Genomic DNA, 16,493 nt, shown 5'->3' on the forward strand with positions numbered 1-16,493 from the left:
ATTGAGACAGGCAGATCTCGCTGCGGAAAATACTGCCTGTCGATTGAAGAGGCACAGGGAATGTTACGATGGTTGGCGATATACCAACGCATCCGCATTGATTTCAGCAATGGATTTAGCACCGGTCAGCGTCATGGCGACACGCATTTCTTTTTCGATTAGGGTCAATAGGTTGGTTACACCAGCTTCTCCTGCTGTCGCTAGCGCATAAACAAACGCTCGTCCCAGCATCACGCTGTCTGCTCCCAGCGCTATCATGCGAACCACGTCCAAGCCGGTACGAATGCCTGAATCTGCCAGGATGGTAATTTCACCTTTTACCGCATCAGCAATAGCGGGTAAGGCGTGAGCCGTTGACAGTACGCCGTCGAGCTGGCGGCCGCCGTGGTTAGACACCACAATGCCGTCTGCCCCGAATTTTACCGCCTCTCTGGCATCTTCGGGGTCGAGTATCCCTTTGATAATCATTGGCCCTTGCCAGAATTCACGGATCCACGCTAAATCCTGCCATGAAATCGAGGAATCGAAATTTGCGCCCAACCAGCCGATGTAATCTTCCAGCGTTGTCGGTTGACCACGATAGGCGGAGACGTTGCCAAGATCGTGCGGCTTACCGTTTAAACCGACATCCCATGCCCACTGTGGATGCATCATGGCTTGTAACATGCGTCGTCTGGCAGCGTTTGGGCCGCTCATGCCGGAATGGGCATCGCGATAACGCGCGCCTGGAACGGGCATGTCTACCGTAAACACCAATGTTTTTACGCCCGCAGCCTGAGCGCGTTCTAAGGCATTACGCATAAAACCGCGATCTTTCAGGACGTAAAGCTGAAACCACATAGGGCGATTAATCGCAGGTGCGACTTCTTCAATCGGGCAGACTGAGACGGTAGATAAGGTGAAAGGGATACCTTTTTGGGCCGCGGCCCGCGCCGCCTGCACTTCGCCACGTCGGGCATACATACCGGTCAGCCCTACCGGAGCCAACACGACCGGCATCGCGAGCTTCTCGCCAAATAATGATGTTTCCAGACTCAGGTCGGACATATTTTTCAGTATGCGCTGGCGCAGCGCAATATCGGCCAGATCTGCGGTATTACGTCTGAGGGTGTATTCGTTATATGCGCCACCATCGATATAGTGGAAAAGAAACGGCGGCAGCTTGCGCTGCGCCGCTGCACGGTAGTCCGTTGAAGCAGAAATGATCATCGCATTCCCTTTTTCTTGTCTATTCTGGAAACACCGTTAGTGAAATTGCAAATACGCGACATGCGTTTGCAGATATTCCTGTAGGCCGTGCTTGCCGTCAGCGCCGCCGACACCGGATTTACGCCATCCTGCGTGGAAGCCCTGCATTGCCTCGAAATTTTCACGATTGATATAGGTTTCACCGAATTTCAGTTGCTTCAGCGCTTGCATGGCAGTGTTGATATTTTGAGTATAAATCGAAGACGTTAGGCCATATTCGCTATCGTTAGCCATTCTTATCGCCTCTTCCAGCGTATCGAACGTGGCAACTGGCAACACAGGGCCAAAGACTTCTTCATGCATGATAGGCATGTCTTGTTTAACGTCGACCAATAAGGTTGGTGGGTAGAAATAGCCTGTACCGCTTTCTCGCTTGCCGCCAAGGAGAACTTTCGCACCCTGCGAAATGGCTTTCGCTACTTTTTCTTCTACCCGCTGTAATGCCGCCGCGCTGATTAATGGCCCCATATCCAGATCTTTTTTCTCTGCGGTATTGCCAAAAGACACGTGTTCCATTGCTGCTTTGATACGAGAGATAAATTCGTTGTACACGCCTTTCTGTACATAAACACGTTCAGCACAGTTACACACTTGCCCACTGTTGATGACACGAGAACTGACAATCGCTTTCACGGCCAAGTCCAGATCAGCGTCATCCATCACGATGGCCGGTGCTTTACCGCCCAGTTCAAGCGACACCTTCGTGACGTTTTGTGCCGCGGCTGTCATGGTGGCAATGCCTGCCGCGACGCTGCCTGTCAGGCTAACCATGCCGACTTTCGGGTTCGCGGCCAATTCCTGACCTACGGTTGGTCCATAGCCCGTGACGATGTTGAGTACACCTTTCGGTAAGCCGATGCTATGAATGATCTCGGCGAAAATCATCGCATTATTGGGCGTGATTTCACTGGGTTTGATCACAATGGTATTACCTGTAATCAAGGCTGGCGCAGCTTTACGTGCAATCAGAAAGAACGGGAAGTTCCAGGGAAGGATACCCGTTGTCACCCCGATAGCCTTACGGAACACAAAAATGTTCTCATTTGGGCGGTCGCTTTGAATGATTTCACCTTCGTAACGGCGTGCCCACTCTGCCATATAATCAAGATAATCGGCGGTGAATAAAACCTCCGTCTGTGCCAGCCCGTAGGTTTTTCCACCTTCAGCAATGATAATTTCTGTCAGTTCTTTTTCACGTTCGCGAATACCTGCTGCAATCTTATGCAGCCAGACGCCGCGTTCTACGGCGGGTAGCGCTTCCCAACCGGGCTGAGCTGCTTCGGCCGCGTCGATCGCGCTTTTGGCATCTTCCGATGTGCCTTCAGGGATCTGGGAGATAAGTTGTTCTGTCGCGGGATTCACGACATCGATCCATTTGCCGCTGGCGTTTTTAACAAATTCACCGTTGATATACATCTGTTTCTGAATGGTGCCCATGTCAGGTTTCTCCAAGAGATCAGCGATAAAAATAGGGTATTGCAGCCATATAATTAACGGTTGGATAACTTATTGCTCACTAAAAAAACAAAAATGTTATCAAATTGTGATGTTGTTCTCTCAAACCTTTGTGTTTTTGCCATAGTTTCCCCCGGGGTGGCACGGAGAGAAAGGTCACTTTAGCGGCAACCTCCTAGAGTCAAATACATGCCTGACGAATCGGCAAACTTTGGTCGTTAAACGTTATGCGGGGGACCCATCATGACAGTAAAACGCGTACTGAGCCTGGCCCTGGCAGTGAGTAGTATGCTGTTGGCTGGTGCAGCATCAGCAGAAGTGAAGATCGCTTTAGTGGCAAAATCACTGGGAAATGGTTTCTTTGAAGCGGCTAACGTCGGGGCACAGGAAGCCGCAAAGGAATTAGGGGAAGTGAAGGTCATTTATACCGGCCCCACCACCACGACGGCTGAGGCCCAGATTGAAGTGCTTAACGGATTGATCGCACAAGGTGTGGATGCGATTGCAGTATCCGCCAATGACCCAGATGCGCTGATTCCGGTGTTGAAAAGGGCGATGCAACGTGGCATTAAAGTCGTTTCCTGGGATTCAGGCGTCACCAAAGAAGGCCGTCAAATCCACCTTAATCCCTCCAACAATGCGCTTATCGGTGAAACTAACGTCAAACTGGCTGATGATGCGCTGAAAGCGCTTAACCTCGAAAAAGGTGACGTGGCCATCCTTAGTGCGACACCGACGTCAACCAACCAAAATCTGTGGATCGCCGAGATGAGGAAAGTGCTGCCACAGTATCCTTCTATAAACCTGGTTTCCGTCGCTTATGGTGATGATTTATCGGACAAAAGCTACCGTGAAACGGTGGGGTTGCTGAAATCCTATCCTGATTTACGCGTCATTATTTCTCCCTCTTCTGTCGGCATTGTCGCCGCAGCGCAAGCAGTGAAGGATCAGGGGAAGATTGGCAAAGTCTATGTGACGGGGCTGGGTTTGCCGTCTGAGATGGCCGGCGCGGTGAAATCCGGTGCGACGAAAAGTTTTGCCATCTGGAACCCGATTGATCTGGGCTATGCCGCGACCTATCTGGCATACGATCTGGTGAAAGGCACCGCCACGAAAAGCGAAGCGAGTATGGGGCGTTTGGGCAAGGTGAAATTGGATACGGATGGCAACGGCGCGATGGCGGAACCGTTCACTTACGATGCCAGCAATATCGATCAATTTTCTAAAATATTCTGAATCTGTGTTCGGCTTGCCATTCTCTCTGGTAAGCCGATCATCCAGATAGGAGATGCGTAATGGCAGACGCTACGCCACTGTTGTCATTGCAGCACATTGGCAAACGCTTTCCCGGTGTACAGGCGTTAAATAACGTTCGGGTTGATCTGTATCCGGGCAAAGTGACTGCGCTTATCGGTGAAAACGGTGCCGGTAAATCGACGCTGGTGAAGGTGATGACGGGTATTTATCAGCCGGAAGAGGGGGAAATCCGCTATAAAGCCATTCCGATTAAGTTACCGAATCCCGAGTCGGCGCATCGGGTTGGTATTACGGCTATCCATCAGGAAACGGTGTTGTTTGATGAGCTTTCGGTTACCGAGAATATTTTTGTGGGCCACTACCTCACTCACGGTGTGCTGAAACGCCTTAACTGGGCTGCTATGCACCAGCAGGCCCGTGATATTCTGCTCCGTCTGGAAGTGAACATTGATCCGCATACTATTCTGAAAGAGCTCAGTATTGCACAGCGTCATATGGTGGCGATCGCACGAGCGTTATCGTTTGAGGCACAGGTTGTGATCCTTGATGAGCCCACCGCCGCGCTATCTCAACATGAAATTGTCGAGTTTTATCATATCGTCGAGCGCCTGAAGCTCGAGGGGAAAGCGATCCTGTTCATTTCGCATAAATTCGATGAAATTTTTGCAATATCAGATTATTACACCGTATTGCGAGATGGTAACTGTGTCAGCTCTGGCAACATTAACGACATCAGCGAACAACAGATGGTGACGATGATGGTGGGCAGAGAAGTCAGCCAAACGTATCCTAAAATTATCTGTGGGCTGGGGGAGACGGTGTTACAGGTGCAACAGCTCAGCCATCCGACGGAATTTGCCAATATCAGTTTCAGTTTGCATAAAGGTGAAATTCTGGGTTTTTACGGGCTGGTCGGTGCGGGGCGTACCGAACTGATGCAGGCGCTATTTGGTGTCACGCAACCCAGCAGCGGGAACATCCTGATTAACGGCCAGGAACAGCACTTTTCCCATCCTGCGCACGCGATTCAAGCAGGGATTGTTTATGTACCAGAGGAACGACAAAAACAAGGTGCGGTTATTGAGCTCTCTATCAGTCAGAATATCAGCCTGCCGCAACTCAGCCAGCTCAATCCGCATGGCGTTCTTAACGACAGGCAAGAGTGGGCGCTGGCGGAGGACTACGCCAAACGCCTGCAAGTTAAGGCCTCCAGTTGGCGGCAGCCTGTGGGAACGTTGTCCGGTGGGAACCAACAAAAAGTAGTGATTGCCAAATGGCTGGCGACCCAACCGGATATCATCATTCTCGATGAACCAACCAAGGGGATTGATATTGGTTCAAAAGCTGCTGTTCATCAGTTTATGTCTGAGCTGGTTGGACGCGGGTTGGCCGTGATTATGGTGTCGTCGGAGTTACCTGAAGTCATGGGCATGGCCGACAGGATTATTGTCATGCACGAAGGGCTGATGGTGGCAGAGTTTAAGGCCGGTGAAGCCAGTGCTGAAATGATCGTCAGCGCCGCCAGTGGCGCAGGTAAGGAGGCGGCATGATAAAAAGTCTGCTTAAGCAGCGTGAGCTGTTATTGGCGGTAGTGATCGTGTTGATGCTACTGGCGATTGGTATACGCTCACCCGCGTTCCTCGGCATCGGTAATCTGTTGGAGATCTTTAACGACACCTCGATTCTGATCATTCTGGCGCTGGGGCAGATGATGGTATTACTGACAAAAGGAATTGATTTGTCGATGGCTGCCAATCTGGCGCTGACCGGTATGATTGTTGCCCTGATCAATTTCAATTATCCCGAGATTCCGGTATGGACATTAATATTACTGGCGACGGTATTGGGCTTGGTGATGGGCGCAATCAATGGGGTATTGGTGTGGAAAGTGGGTATCCCGCCGATTGTCGTTACGCTTGGCACCATGAGTATTTATCGCGGCGTTATTTTCCTGCTTTCTAAGGGGGGCTGGATTAACGCTCACCAGATGAGCCCTGACTTTCTTAATTTGCCGCGCAGTCCCTTTATTGGATTGCCGTTACTCGGTTGGTGCGCGATTGCAGCGCTGATCCTGGTCGCTTATTTTCTACGCTATAGCCGTACCGGACGGGCGTTGTATACCGCAGGAGGGAATGCGACGGCTGCTTATTACACCGGTATTAATGTCGGGAAAATGCAATTTATCAGTTTCTGTCTGTCTGGGGCACTCGCGGGATTCTGTGGCTACTTATGGATTTCCCGTTTTGCTGTGGCCTATGTGGATGTGGCGAATGGTTTTGAGTTACAGATTGTTGCCGCGTGCGTTATTGGTGGGATCAGCACGATGGGAGGGATTGGCTCGGTGATGGGCTGCCTGTTAGGCGCGCTATTTCTTGGCGTGATTAATAATGCCTTGCCGGTGATTAATGTCTCACCCTTTTGGCAAATGGCGATTTCTGGAGCCGTCATTGTCATTGCGGTGATCCTCAACGAACGTGCCAACAGGCGCAAAGGGCGGATGATTTTACGCCATTCCTCGCTCCTTCATGCCGAGCGCTCAGAATCAGAGGCTAAATCATGAATAAGCCGTTAACTCCGAGAACGACAGCAGAACACGCGCCATCCGATGTGCCGCCATTCTTAAGCCGTTTGCTGTGCTGGGAAGGGTTCTTGTTGGCGGTGACGCTACTGGTATTTGTGATCAATGCGTTTGCTTCACCTTATTTCTTGAATATCTGGAATTTATCGGATGCGACGTTCAATTTTACCGAAAAAGCCATCATCGCATTACCGATGGCGATGCTCATCATTGCCAGAGAAATCGATTTATCCGTTGCTTCCACGATGGCGTTGAGTTCTACGGTCATGGGTTTTTGTGCTCAGGTGGGGTGGTCTACGCCAGCGCTGGTGGGCATTGGGCTGAGTGTTGGATTACTGTGTGGATTGATTAACGGTTTGCTGGTCACGCGCCTGAATCTTTCTTCAATTGTCATCACCATCGGCACGATGAGTTTGTTTCGCGGCATCACTTATGTTCTGCTGGGCGATCAGGCTTTGAGCCATTACCCAGCCAGCTTTGCCTGGTTTGGTCAAGGCTATGTTTTCGGCGCGTTATCGTTTGAGTTCGCGTTATTTCTGATGCTGAGCGTGGTGTTTTACTTCCTGCTGCACAAAACTAATTTTGGGCGTCGGACTTATGCGATTGGTAATAACCCTGTGGCAGCCTGGTATTCCGGTATTAATGTGAAGCGTCATAACTTGATATTGTTTGCGTTGGTAGGGGCAATGTCCGGACTGTCTGCGGTGCTACTGACGTCTCGCCTGGGCAGTACGCGCCCGACGCTGGCAATGGGATGGGAATTAAGCATTATTACGATAGTGGTGCTTGGCGGAGTCAGTGTTCTCGGCGGCTCTGGCTCGATGGTCGGCGTGATTGTCGCCGCGTTCCTGATGGGATTGTTAACCTTCGGCCTCAGCCTGCTAAATGTGCCGGGCATCGTGATGTCGGTGATTGTCGGCATGATGTTGATTGTCGTGATTTCGTTACCGGTATTGTATCGGCGGGTAGTGAAAGGAGGGTAAGAGAAATGATTTTGTTGAGTAAATCATTTTTGATATGCGTCAAAGTCGTACCCATACCTCTTAGACAATGCGCATGTTGTACTGAAAATCCTGTAATGTCATGATGTTTGCTGCTTTCACTCACGCCATTGATCCCACTCCTGCGCATCGTCGTTCCGTAACGTCAGCCGCTGGTGCGCCACCAGCCTGATTCCGCTCTAACCTTCCATTTCCCCCTTGCCGAACATTTTCAGCCCGGTGGAATCAATGACCGGATGAGCTACCTCTCCACGTGTCGGCATCTTGATGCGGACATTAACACTGTTGATACAGATATAATCTGGGCAACGTAGCAGCACATGCATCATCTGGAAAACCGAGTCGGTAAGGCCCTGCTATACCCGCAGGGTAAGGTGAAAGAGGCTTTTGAGCATCAGTATTAATTAGTACTTACATGTATATTTATATCAAATTGATCGATTTTTCTCCGTGTATTATTAAATTTTTAATTTGTTATGGTGTATATTCTATATTTAAAAATGGCTTTTTAAAAACTCTCCAAAAAAATCGCTTTATTCGATATGAATTATTTTTCTTCAGCAAATCGTGTATATATTTACTACGCTTTTCTTGAATGATATGCCTTTCTTGATTTAGTGAGGAAAGGTTTTCTGAATTTTCAATTAAACTTGTTATAGGTGGTTGCAATGAATAGATGTTGGCGAGCCCCAATTTTGAGAAATACCCCCATAAATCTGCTTCTATATATATAGGTTGGAGGTGTTTATGCAAAGAACGTGCAGCAGCATTGTTTATTATATATGAATGTGCTCTAGCGGCTTCATGAACTTTGTATAAACAATTGTCCCCTATTTTTATTTTATTGTTTTTTATAATACTATGTACTCTTGATAATAGATATATATTGGGTTTCTCGCTATTTAAGCAATCAAGTTCTTCAATGACATCAAGGATGCCGTTAACTTCTTGAATTTTAAAGACAACATCATCTTCTAATATTAACGCTATTTTAATATCGTTTTTTATAATTTCTTCATATATCTTCAAATGAGATAATGCGCACCCAATCACACCCTTTGTCATAAAGTTATCAGGATAGCTAGGGCATGATTTTTTTAGTTCTAACTCATTGAGCTTGCTACCATCTATAGCTTTAATAACGTTAACTTTAATATTTAATCGATTGCATTCATAAATGATTTTATCTCTTTTTTCTTTTTCTCTTTCTAAATTTATTGCGAAGGTTTTCATTTTATTTTCCATAATTTAAATTAACTATAAATTTTATTTAAATTAATGTTACCCAACGTATTTTATCTTTTTTTTTGATTAAGCTATTAAAGCTTTTTAAACTCAACTAACCACCAATTAAAATCTCACTATTTTTATAGAAAATTTAGAATATATTTCTTTTTTTCCATGCCAGCAACTGTTGTAAAATTGTTGGAGGGGTAAATTGGGGAATCCATGGTAATTTAACTTCCCATGGCCTAGGGTTACCATGAAAACAAACGATACGAGAATCTTTCGGTAAATGCCCATTTCCTAGCGATAACTCATGATGAAACCCAGTCATGTTGCTATTAGCAATATGCGCTTTATAGCTTATGATCTTTCCTGGATGAATATTTTGCCAACGTAAGACATTTGGATATATAGAACCAATAAACCCTTGATCTCCCCATTGGTCTTTTGTGGTGCATTTTTCCATATAATACTTAGGATTTTCTAAAAATTTTTCCCATACAGATTCTTTATATTCATAAGGTATCTTCATCACTCCGCTTGCTGGTAATGGGAGGTTCGGAGCATTATGGCCTATCCCGAAAAAATCTGTTAGCATTACCATACCTGCTGTTTTCATGAGCTCGGTAAGATCACCCGTGATAACAGTATCAATATCAATAAAAAAAATATCTCTTTTGCCAATGACAGGATGTTTAGGGTTGAATAATTCGATCTTCGACCACCATCCTGGCCAATTATGTTGTAATGGTATTGTTTTTACTCCTGGTATATTTCCGGCATCAGTTAAGCAAACAGACTCATAACTTGATAACTGAGAATGTAACCATTGAGCGTGATTGGGAAGAAAATTTTTCCCTAATTTTAAGACAGTAACAATAAGCATAGAATCCTCCCTAAATACTAGAAAGACTATCAGAGTATTTTTTCTTTTCAAAAATATTTTCAGGTATTGAACTATTAATGGACATATTAATTATCTTTATATTTAATTTCTTCGTAATATCACTTACATGAGTAAATGATGGTAAAATATTTTTTTCAAAATCTATTTCAAGCTGTGAATAAACTTTGTCTTTTTCATTCTCATAAAACCGTGGTTTATCAAAGTTATTCATATCAAGTCCAGCAATATATATATCTTTGAAGCCCATATATATAATGATTTGCAACGCCCAGTAAACTACTGTCTTTCCAGGAAAGACACCATTAGTGATATTCGTTTCAAAAGCAATATCCTCTTCTGATTCGTCTTTTTTATCATAAAAATAAACGCTCTGAGCCCTTTGAGTGTTGTTTTCTATTTCCTTAATAGAGAACTTCGGTTCATAGATTCTTTTATATGCATCCTCAATAATAGCCACTTTGCAAAGGATAGATTTCAACCCAAACTTGTCGATAATTCTTGTCAAGCCATCAATTTGTAGAAATAACAGTAAGTGTTTATCAGAAATAATTTCTTCTACAATCTTTGGGCGCTGATCGAAGAAATGAATATCAGTGATGACATAAAAACTAAATTTAACTTTTTCTTTTATTGAATAAGCACCATTTACGCCTATTGCAATCGGATTTTTTTCTTCGGAGAAAGGCGTTTGATTGACAGATGGCCCAGACGCAACGAGCATGATTTTTTCACTAAATTTCCCTTTCAGCGAAGATAACGGAATGATTGGAAAAGCCCTCCCTCTATAGATAAAACTGTTTATCTCTCCTTGTGATCCTCTTGTTATCTTCACATGCGGCCAACGTTTTCTGTTATGTTTATAACGAGTTGAATGCGTTATGCGATATAATAGTTTATAGCATTCATCTAAAAACTGGTTCATTGTATATTACGCACCTTTCCGAGATTTTATTTTTAGTTGAAAATACTTAATAAAAAAATACAATCCCTTCAAGTAATTTCCTTTTCGAATTTCAGATTTGGAATAAACTCGATAATCTGTACTCCGCATTTTACTTTGATAACTTTTTAATGGTGTATTTGCCCAAGGTGTAAAATGCTTATAGAAAAGATAAAGATTTTGCGATAAGCCTGAATGTTCCTGATACCAGGGTTTTCTTCCTCCCGTAAAATGTATTATTTTTGGTAGGTTTTCTTTATCATAGAAAAAAGAATCTTTTTCTTTTTCACTTAACCAATTAAACAAATAGTTCCATTTCGTATTTAAGACTACTATATCGTTCTGTAAGACAATGTTTAAGGCATCTTGATCAGGATATATGAGTGCAATATTATCCTTTTTCAGAATATCATTAACTTCGTTTTCTATATTTCTAGTTATCCAGTTTTCTGTGTTTATATATAAAAAACCTGAGTTAAAGTAAAAATTATCTTTAAGCCCTAATCTTGTCGCATTTGCAGTATTAATTTTTTCCGTGTTGTCAGAAACTACTGCACAAACTACATGATCAATATTGATAGTATTGATTTCTGATATATTAGAAAAACATAAAGTATCTACATCAAGATAGATAAATCGATCTACTTTATTATACAGTATTCTAGGCACTGCTAATCTCAAATAGATAGATCTATTAAGATGCTTTATAGAAAATTCTTCACTGTATTTTTCTATTTCATTTTCCGATATTTCATATATTTCAATTTGATAACCAATATTTTTTATCCGGTCTTTATCATCAGAATTTACATTATACAAAAAAATATGGAATGTAATATCATTCCCTAAATTATTCATCATTACTGATGTCATAGATACAGCAACATATTCTATGTAATTTGAATCTGCACAATATGCAATATTTATAGATGTGGTTTTATTCATTTTTTATTTCAACCCAATCCAGAAATCCAACTATTTTATTTAGCATGAGAGTGTTTTAACTCATTATAATTATAAATATTATAACCACTATCCATAACCTCATACTTATCTTTATAAGTATTGATTATATTATCTATATCAGGCTCGCTAATGTCAGTTTTATGTTTAATTCCCATCCAGGCATTTATTAACTGGTAATTATAAATAGTGGAAAAAAACTCGTTAATGATCTTATTATTTTTTCCTACATTAATCATCGGGCTATACCAAATAAACATTGGAACATGGTAGGCTTCCTGGCTTGGAGATGTTCCGCCGTGGTAATACAATGTGCTGCTTTCCGGGTTTCTTTCAAGAGCATGATCGGAAAAATACAAAATTGATGTTTTTGTATCTTTAAAATGCTCAAATAATTCACCTAATAAATCATCGGTATAACGAATGGAATTATCATATTCAGCATCAATACCATCGTTTTTTTCGGTAAATATCGCAGTTTCCGCATTCGGTGGATATCGGTTTTCCGCAGGTTCATGGCTACCGTAGAGATGCAGAACGATAAGTTTCTTTTTATTTTCCTTATTATTATTGAGAATTTCATATAAAGGTAGCAGTAGCCCTTTATCATACCCTGTAATCCATAATTTATTCTGCGCATTCATTGCAATGGAGGATACGGCGGTACCTTTACTACCGAAAGCGCTTTGAACGCTTAGCCATGAGGTTTCAAAACCAGCCTGATTAGCGATATTAATAATATTATCGGGATAATTGTGAATACTATGATTGGTCACCGTGTCTTTAGTTAACGCTAACGGTACGGCTAACGCGGTAATCGGTGCTCCGCTAATGGCATTATTAAATAAAACAATATTTTCTAACTGTTCCTGTAATTTAGGCGTTGTCGGTTTCAGATAGCCATAAACGCTCATATTTCCTACACGGGCAGACTCGCCAACAATCACGATATAATTATCGATACCCGTTTCTCTGGTTATCAAATCATAGGTTAGAATATTATTTTTAATAGAATCTAACAGATTTTCTTCCTGTAATGCCTTCAGAAAGTAGCCGATGTTATATATTGGTATATATGAACTAAATCTGGATGCTACTTGAAATACTTTGCTGGAACTCTCATGTATTGGATGAGTCTGGCTATATTTTATGGATTTGATTATGCCGTAAGAAAGTGTACATAATAAAATTATTAATGATATTTTCCATTTGTTTTTATTTGTCTTTTTATTAGATAAAATAGTCAGTATTAATAGTAATGATATCGCTAAAAAAAGAAATACATAATAAATATAAACGCCTAGCATGGAAAAGAATTCTGAGGTATTGCTATTTATAATACTTAACGCGAATCCATCGTTAAATGAACTATTAAACGTGAACCATGAATAAAGTGTTAACGTAATATCAGCGGATAATAATAATACAATGGGCAGCGAGACTAGGGTTCTTATTTTTATTGATGCTATATTTCTGGCAAGATAAATAAAAAGAATGAATGATATTAAACGAGATGATAAATGTATACTAGATGTTAGTGTGATAGTAATGAAACTAAAAAATATAAATGTTACTATGAATAAGATATAACTTCCCTGTGTTTTTACTATGCTCATCATTTTCCCAAGTATAAAAAATTTTTTTATTAAAATTTAATAATTTATTATCTAATATAATTTTGTAATAAAAATTATAACGCCTTACGTTCCGTTCTCTCGCGTATTTTCTCTGCCTTAATATGAGCTTCATTAAGTAAGGGCTGCTCATGTTGTAACGTGGTTCGCAACGATTGATGATCAAAATAGATCGTCAGGAACCACAGCAGATCATTTCTTGTTAGCCCAATATTGAGTGATGAAAAATAAAGTCCAATAAGATCTTTATTACGCCAGCGCCGTGGAACTTGGTTCCGAATTTGTGCTCGATGTAAATCAATGACCGAAATTTTAAATGTGGTATCCGTGGCTTGATAGGGAAGGTGTAATAGGAAGTGGCAAATATAGCAGTCCCTATGGTTGACCCCACCAGCATGCATTTTTCTGACCATTTCAGCGACACGCCGAATGAGACGACGTTTCTCTTTTACTGATGGCGGTTTTTCCTGCCAGGTTGCACAGTAATCTTCGAGGCTGATTGTTGGGCTCAGATCTTCAGTAATGATAAAAGATTCGCGCTGTAAGGGATTTAGCCCCCGTTGGCCAAATCCGGCACCGGTCATGGTATCGACGCCGAGCGAGTACAGACGGTGAATGGCAGACCACTCACGATCGGCTCCCAGTACGGGAAGGCGTAGTGAAATCAGGTTTTTTAGCGCCTCTTTCAGCGCCGTACCCCGGTGTATTTTTACAAACCAGGAACGCCCAGCCAGCGTGAATCGTAATGTTCTTCGACTTTCAAGGGCGCGGAAAACCTCACCATCCAGCTTTTTGACTTCTTCAAAGGGATCGCGATCTTTCCATTCAGACGCAAAAGGTTCGGTGAGTTCAATCATACTGTTTATCATTCATTACTGCCTGAAATTAACATCGCCGCTTTCTCTGGCAAACTGTATAAATCTTCGGTATCGGCAAAGTGTCGTGCATTGTCTGACCAACGCCGTAAGGTTTCTGGTTGATTCAGCGTATCGTGTAGCGCGGCATTCAGCGATTTCTGATCATAGGGGGAAGGAATGACGACGCCAGCCTGAGCGTTGTTGATGTAGAAGGCATAGCCACACACCTCTGTTACCATTACCGGTAACCCCGCTGTTATTGCTTCAAGCAAAACAATGCCCGCTGCTTCCTGATGGGCTGGATGCATCAGCAGGTCGGCTGCGGCCATGAAGGCAGGAATATCATCACGTCCTGCAAAGAAATGTACCTGCTCACCAATACCAGCCTGACGGGCAAGAGCCTGATAACGTTCCGGCTTATCTTGGCCGACGACCAGAAATATTACCTTCTGACGTAACGCATCAGGTAGGTTAGCAATAGCCTGAATGCTGCGTTCAACGCCTTTACGTTTAAAATCAGAACCAACCTGAAGCAGAACGATAGCCTGTTCGTTGATGCCCTGTGCGAGGCGAAATGTTTGTCGAACATCCGGCGCCTGGTGGTCATATTTTCTATTGAGATCAATGCCCGGCGGCAAAATGTAGAAACGTTCATCTTGTGTACCGTAATGTTTCTTAAAATCTGCAATTTGGCGTTGCGTCAGCATCAGCATTTTGGTGTGGCCATCTTGCTTGAATACGGCTTTTTCAAAGGCGGCATAATGTTTATATCGAGGCATTAAGCGATAGATCGCCCCTTTTTCCTGTTCGACTTTCTCCGCGTAGCAGACATCGGCGGCATAATAGAAATCCAGCCCTGGCATTTTATTAAAACCGACGACGCGATCGACCGGGTGTTGCTGGATATGACGCTGAACCCATTCGCTATAGCGTTGATTTCGCGAGTGATTACTCATACCAGAGACTGGAACGAGAATAATCTCAAGGTTATCTGGTTTTTCTCCCTGCCACGATAAGACATAAACGCGAACGTGATGCCCCCGTTTTACACAGGCTTGGGCAATATTGAGAAAATCACGTTGTAGGCCACCAAAAGGGAAATATTTGTACAGGCAGATGGCTATGTTCATCACGGTTTCCTGTTGGTATCAGGCGGTAATAACGTATCAATCGCCTGGATGACATCTTGTGCGGGAATACAGGAAAGATAGCGTTTATTTCTATCAAGATGCTGACGTGTAGGCATTGGCTGATAATCACCGGCCCAGATCACGATATTGTTATCTGACCAGGGACGCCAGAAGCGATGCGCCGTCGCACCAAACAGACATACCAGCGGCGTATGCAATGCAGCCGCCATGTGCATCGGGGCTGAATCTACCCCAATATACAGCGCCGCTTTATCCAACAGCGCCGCGAGTTCCAGAAATGATGTCTTACCAGCTAACGTTAGCTCCGGTTTAGCGGTACACCGTGCATGAATATCCGTCACCATATCCATATCAGCCTGCGAGGGCCCACAGGTGAGTACCACGCTGAGATTGCGTTCTTGCAGGTAATCAATGACCTGAGCGAATTTATCGTTGTCCCAACACTTAAAAATCTGTCTGGCTGTTGGCTGAATAACTACATAAGGTCGTTCAAGCAATGCTGGACAGCGATTGAAAACACGTTCAGCATCTTCTGGGCCGTAATATAACGACATTTGTGTGCTGTCGTGCTCTGGAGGCAGGCCTAGTGGGGCCAAGATCGAAAGGCTATGTTCGATCACATGTGCACCGTGCAGGTTCACGCATTGATTAAAACAGGCTTGCCAGAGCGCCTGTTTCGAACCACCACGTAAGAGTGAAAGGCTGTTGCATCCCAGTGATTTAATTAATAACGCGATCGGCCATTGATCGGCTAAATTAATAATCAGATCGTACTGATTCTGTCGCAGATTTTTGCGTACTGTCAGAAAGTCTTTGATTTTCTCCCATCCGCTTGTTGCCTTTCTTTTTAAGCCATAGAGTTGGTGAATATCGGGATTCTTCGAAAGAATAGGCCGAGTGTCTTCGTACAACAACACATCAATTTTGGCATCGGGATAGTTGTTTTTTAAGGTGCTAATGAGCGGCGTGGTAAGGAGCATATCGCCGTGAAATCTGAGTTTCACCACCAAAATTCGGTGATAAGAGATGATGCGTTGGCTCACTCGTTTTCCTTCATGTAATCAAACGTGATTATTTTCTGACAGACACGCTACCGCCCCTGGCTTTACAGCCACCAGTCGGCTGGTTTATCCATGCGGGTTGGCGGCATGGAATGCTAATTTTTTCGCTATGGTACTGTTTGCTTATAGTACTAAAAGCCATCTACCTCTCACAGAGGTAATTAAGATTATACCGTTATCTTAAGGGTTACGCAGGTATTGCATGTACTCGTAG

General features: G+C 43.5%; 14 protein-coding genes and 1 pseudogene. 4 read left to right on the top strand and 11 right to left on the bottom strand.

Annotation, left to right across the window (positions count from 1 at the left end):
• Positions 1 to 63: 63 nt before the first annotated feature.
• Positions 64 to 1,209 carry an FMN-dependent L-lactate dehydrogenase LldD gene (gene lldD, locus ACKPVM_RS14050; RefSeq protein WP_409309898.1) on the bottom strand — a complete coding sequence of 382 codons (1,146 nt, stop codon included), beginning with the start codon at positions 1,207 to 1,209 and terminating at the stop codon, positions 64 to 66.
• Positions 1,210 to 1,245: 36 nt separating this feature from the next.
• On the bottom strand, positions 1,246 to 2,685 hold the full coding sequence (gene aldA, locus ACKPVM_RS14055) for an aldehyde dehydrogenase (protein ID WP_409309900.1): 1,440 nt from the start codon (positions 2,683 to 2,685) through the stop codon (positions 1,246 to 1,248).
• A 261-nt stretch (positions 2,686 to 2,946) separates the two neighbouring features.
• Here aldA and rhaS point away from each other — a divergent pair, with 261 nt between their 5' ends.
• From rhaS to ACKPVM_RS14075, 4 genes are read left to right on the top strand one after another with little or no spacing between them, the layout of a single operon-like run.
• Positions 2,947 to 3,939 carry a rhamnose ABC transporter substrate-binding protein gene (rhaS, locus tag ACKPVM_RS14060; protein WP_409309902.1) on the top strand — a complete coding sequence of 331 codons (993 nt, stop codon included), beginning with the start codon at positions 2,947 to 2,949 and terminating at the stop codon, positions 3,937 to 3,939.
• Between the two features lie 59 nt (positions 3,940 to 3,998).
• A complete protein-coding gene (locus tag ACKPVM_RS14065) occupies positions 3,999 to 5,510 on the top strand; it encodes a sugar ABC transporter ATP-binding protein (protein WP_409309903.1) in 1,512 nt (503 codons plus the stop codon).
• Positions 5,507 to 6,520 carry an ABC transporter permease gene (locus tag ACKPVM_RS14070; RefSeq protein WP_409309905.1) on the top strand — a complete coding sequence of 338 codons (1,014 nt, stop codon included), beginning with the start codon at positions 5,507 to 5,509 and terminating at the stop codon, positions 6,518 to 6,520. The genes ACKPVM_RS14065 and ACKPVM_RS14070 overlap by 4 nt, the downstream gene beginning before the upstream one ends.
• Positions 6,517 to 7,521 (top strand): ABC transporter permease, encoded by a 1,005-nt coding sequence (locus tag ACKPVM_RS14075; RefSeq protein ID WP_409309907.1) that lies wholly within the window; start codon positions 6,517 to 6,519, stop codon positions 7,519 to 7,521. Before ACKPVM_RS14070 ends, ACKPVM_RS14075 begins: the two co-directional genes overlap by 4 nt.
• A 209-nt stretch (positions 7,522 to 7,730) precedes the next feature.
• Here the strand turns inward: ACKPVM_RS14075 and ACKPVM_RS14080 are convergent.
• The 9 genes and pseudogenes from ACKPVM_RS14080 to rfaQ form a co-directional block, all read right to left on the bottom strand.
• Positions 7,731 to 7,940, bottom strand: a pseudogene (locus tag ACKPVM_RS14080) (transposase); the annotation flags it as partial.
• Between the two features lie 73 nt (positions 7,941 to 8,013).
• Positions 8,014 to 8,772 (bottom strand): glycosyltransferase family 25 protein, encoded by a 759-nt coding sequence (locus tag ACKPVM_RS14085; RefSeq protein ID WP_409309909.1) that lies wholly within the window; start codon positions 8,770 to 8,772, stop codon positions 8,014 to 8,016.
• 145 nt (positions 8,773 to 8,917) lie between these two features.
• On the bottom strand, positions 8,918 to 9,652 hold the full coding sequence (locus ACKPVM_RS14090) for a hypothetical protein (RefSeq protein ID WP_409309911.1): 735 nt from the start codon (positions 9,650 to 9,652) through the stop codon (positions 8,918 to 8,920).
• 10 nt (positions 9,653 to 9,662) lie between these two features.
• Positions 9,663 to 10,595: a WaaZ-like lipopolysaccharide core biosynthesis protein gene (locus tag ACKPVM_RS14095; RefSeq protein WP_409309913.1), complete on the bottom strand. Its 933-nt coding sequence runs from the start codon at positions 10,593 to 10,595 to the stop codon at positions 9,663 to 9,665.
• A gap of 6 nt (positions 10,596 to 10,601) precedes the next feature.
• Positions 10,602 to 11,558 (bottom strand): glycosyltransferase family 8 protein, encoded by a 957-nt coding sequence (locus ACKPVM_RS14100; RefSeq protein ID WP_409309914.1) that lies wholly within the window; start codon positions 11,556 to 11,558, stop codon positions 10,602 to 10,604.
• A gap of 35 nt (positions 11,559 to 11,593) precedes the next feature.
• Positions 11,594 to 13,195: a phosphoethanolamine transferase gene (locus ACKPVM_RS14105; protein WP_498044282.1), complete on the bottom strand. Its 1,602-nt coding sequence runs from the start codon at positions 13,193 to 13,195 to the stop codon at positions 11,594 to 11,596.
• 71 nt (positions 13,196 to 13,266) lie between these two features.
• Positions 13,267 to 14,067, bottom strand: coding sequence for a lipopolysaccharide core heptose(I) kinase RfaP (gene rfaP, locus ACKPVM_RS14110; RefSeq protein ID WP_409310007.1), 801 nt, complete (start codon positions 14,065 to 14,067; stop codon positions 13,267 to 13,269).
• Between the two features lie 8 nt (positions 14,068 to 14,075).
• Entirely contained in the window at positions 14,076 to 15,197 is a 1,122-nt protein-coding gene (locus ACKPVM_RS14115; RefSeq protein WP_409309917.1) for a glycosyltransferase family 4 protein, read from the bottom strand.
• Positions 15,197 to 16,261 (bottom strand): lipopolysaccharide core heptosyltransferase RfaQ, encoded by a 1,065-nt coding sequence (gene rfaQ / locus ACKPVM_RS14120; protein WP_409309919.1) that lies wholly within the window; start codon positions 16,259 to 16,261, stop codon positions 15,197 to 15,199. Before rfaQ ends, ACKPVM_RS14115 begins: the two co-directional genes overlap by 1 nt.
• Positions 16,262 to 16,493 lie beyond the last annotated feature (232 nt).

The organism is Pectobacterium hainanensis, from assembly GCF_046237015.1.
In the GTDB taxonomy this organism is placed as follows: Bacteria; Pseudomonadota; Gammaproteobacteria; order Enterobacterales; family Enterobacteriaceae; genus JBJYIN01.

Excerpts from the sequence above, each read along its gene's own strand:
- lldD (WP_409309898.1), bottom strand. The coding sequence starts at position 1,209 with ATGATCATTTCTGCTTCAACGGACTACCGTGCAGCGGCGCAGCGCAAG.
- aldA (WP_409309900.1), bottom strand. The coding sequence starts at position 2,685 with ATGGGCACCATTCAGAAACAGATGTATATCAACGGTGAATTTGTTAAA.
- rhaS (WP_409309902.1), top strand. The coding sequence starts at position 2,947 with ATGACAGTAAAACGCGTACTGAGCCTGGCCCTGGCAGTGAGTAGTATG.
- ACKPVM_RS14065 (WP_409309903.1), top strand. The coding sequence starts at position 3,999 with ATGGCAGACGCTACGCCACTGTTGTCATTGCAGCACATTGGCAAACGC.
- ACKPVM_RS14070 (WP_409309905.1), top strand. The coding sequence starts at position 5,507 with ATGATAAAAAGTCTGCTTAAGCAGCGTGAGCTGTTATTGGCGGTAGTG.
- ACKPVM_RS14075 (WP_409309907.1), top strand. The coding sequence starts at position 6,517 with ATGAATAAGCCGTTAACTCCGAGAACGACAGCAGAACACGCGCCATCC.
- ACKPVM_RS14085 (WP_409309909.1), bottom strand. The coding sequence starts at position 8,772 with ATGAAAACCTTCGCAATAAATTTAGAAAGAGAAAAAGAAAAAAGAGAT.
- ACKPVM_RS14090 (WP_409309911.1), bottom strand. The coding sequence starts at position 9,652 with ATGCTTATTGTTACTGTCTTAAAATTAGGGAAAAATTTTCTTCCCAAT.
- ACKPVM_RS14095 (WP_409309913.1), bottom strand. The coding sequence starts at position 10,595 with ATGAACCAGTTTTTAGATGAATGCTATAAACTATTATATCGCATAACG.
- ACKPVM_RS14100 (WP_409309914.1), bottom strand. The coding sequence starts at position 11,558 with ATGAATAAAACCACATCTATAAATATTGCATATTGTGCAGATTCAAAT.
- ACKPVM_RS14105 (WP_498044282.1), bottom strand. The coding sequence starts at position 13,195 with ATGATGAGCATAGTAAAAACACAGGGAAGTTATATCTTATTCATAGTA.
- rfaP (WP_409310007.1), bottom strand. The coding sequence starts at position 14,067 with ATGATTGAACTCACCGAACCTTTTGCGTCTGAATGGAAAGATCGCGAT.
- ACKPVM_RS14115 (WP_409309917.1), bottom strand. The coding sequence starts at position 15,197 with ATGAACATAGCCATCTGCCTGTACAAATATTTCCCTTTTGGTGGCCTA.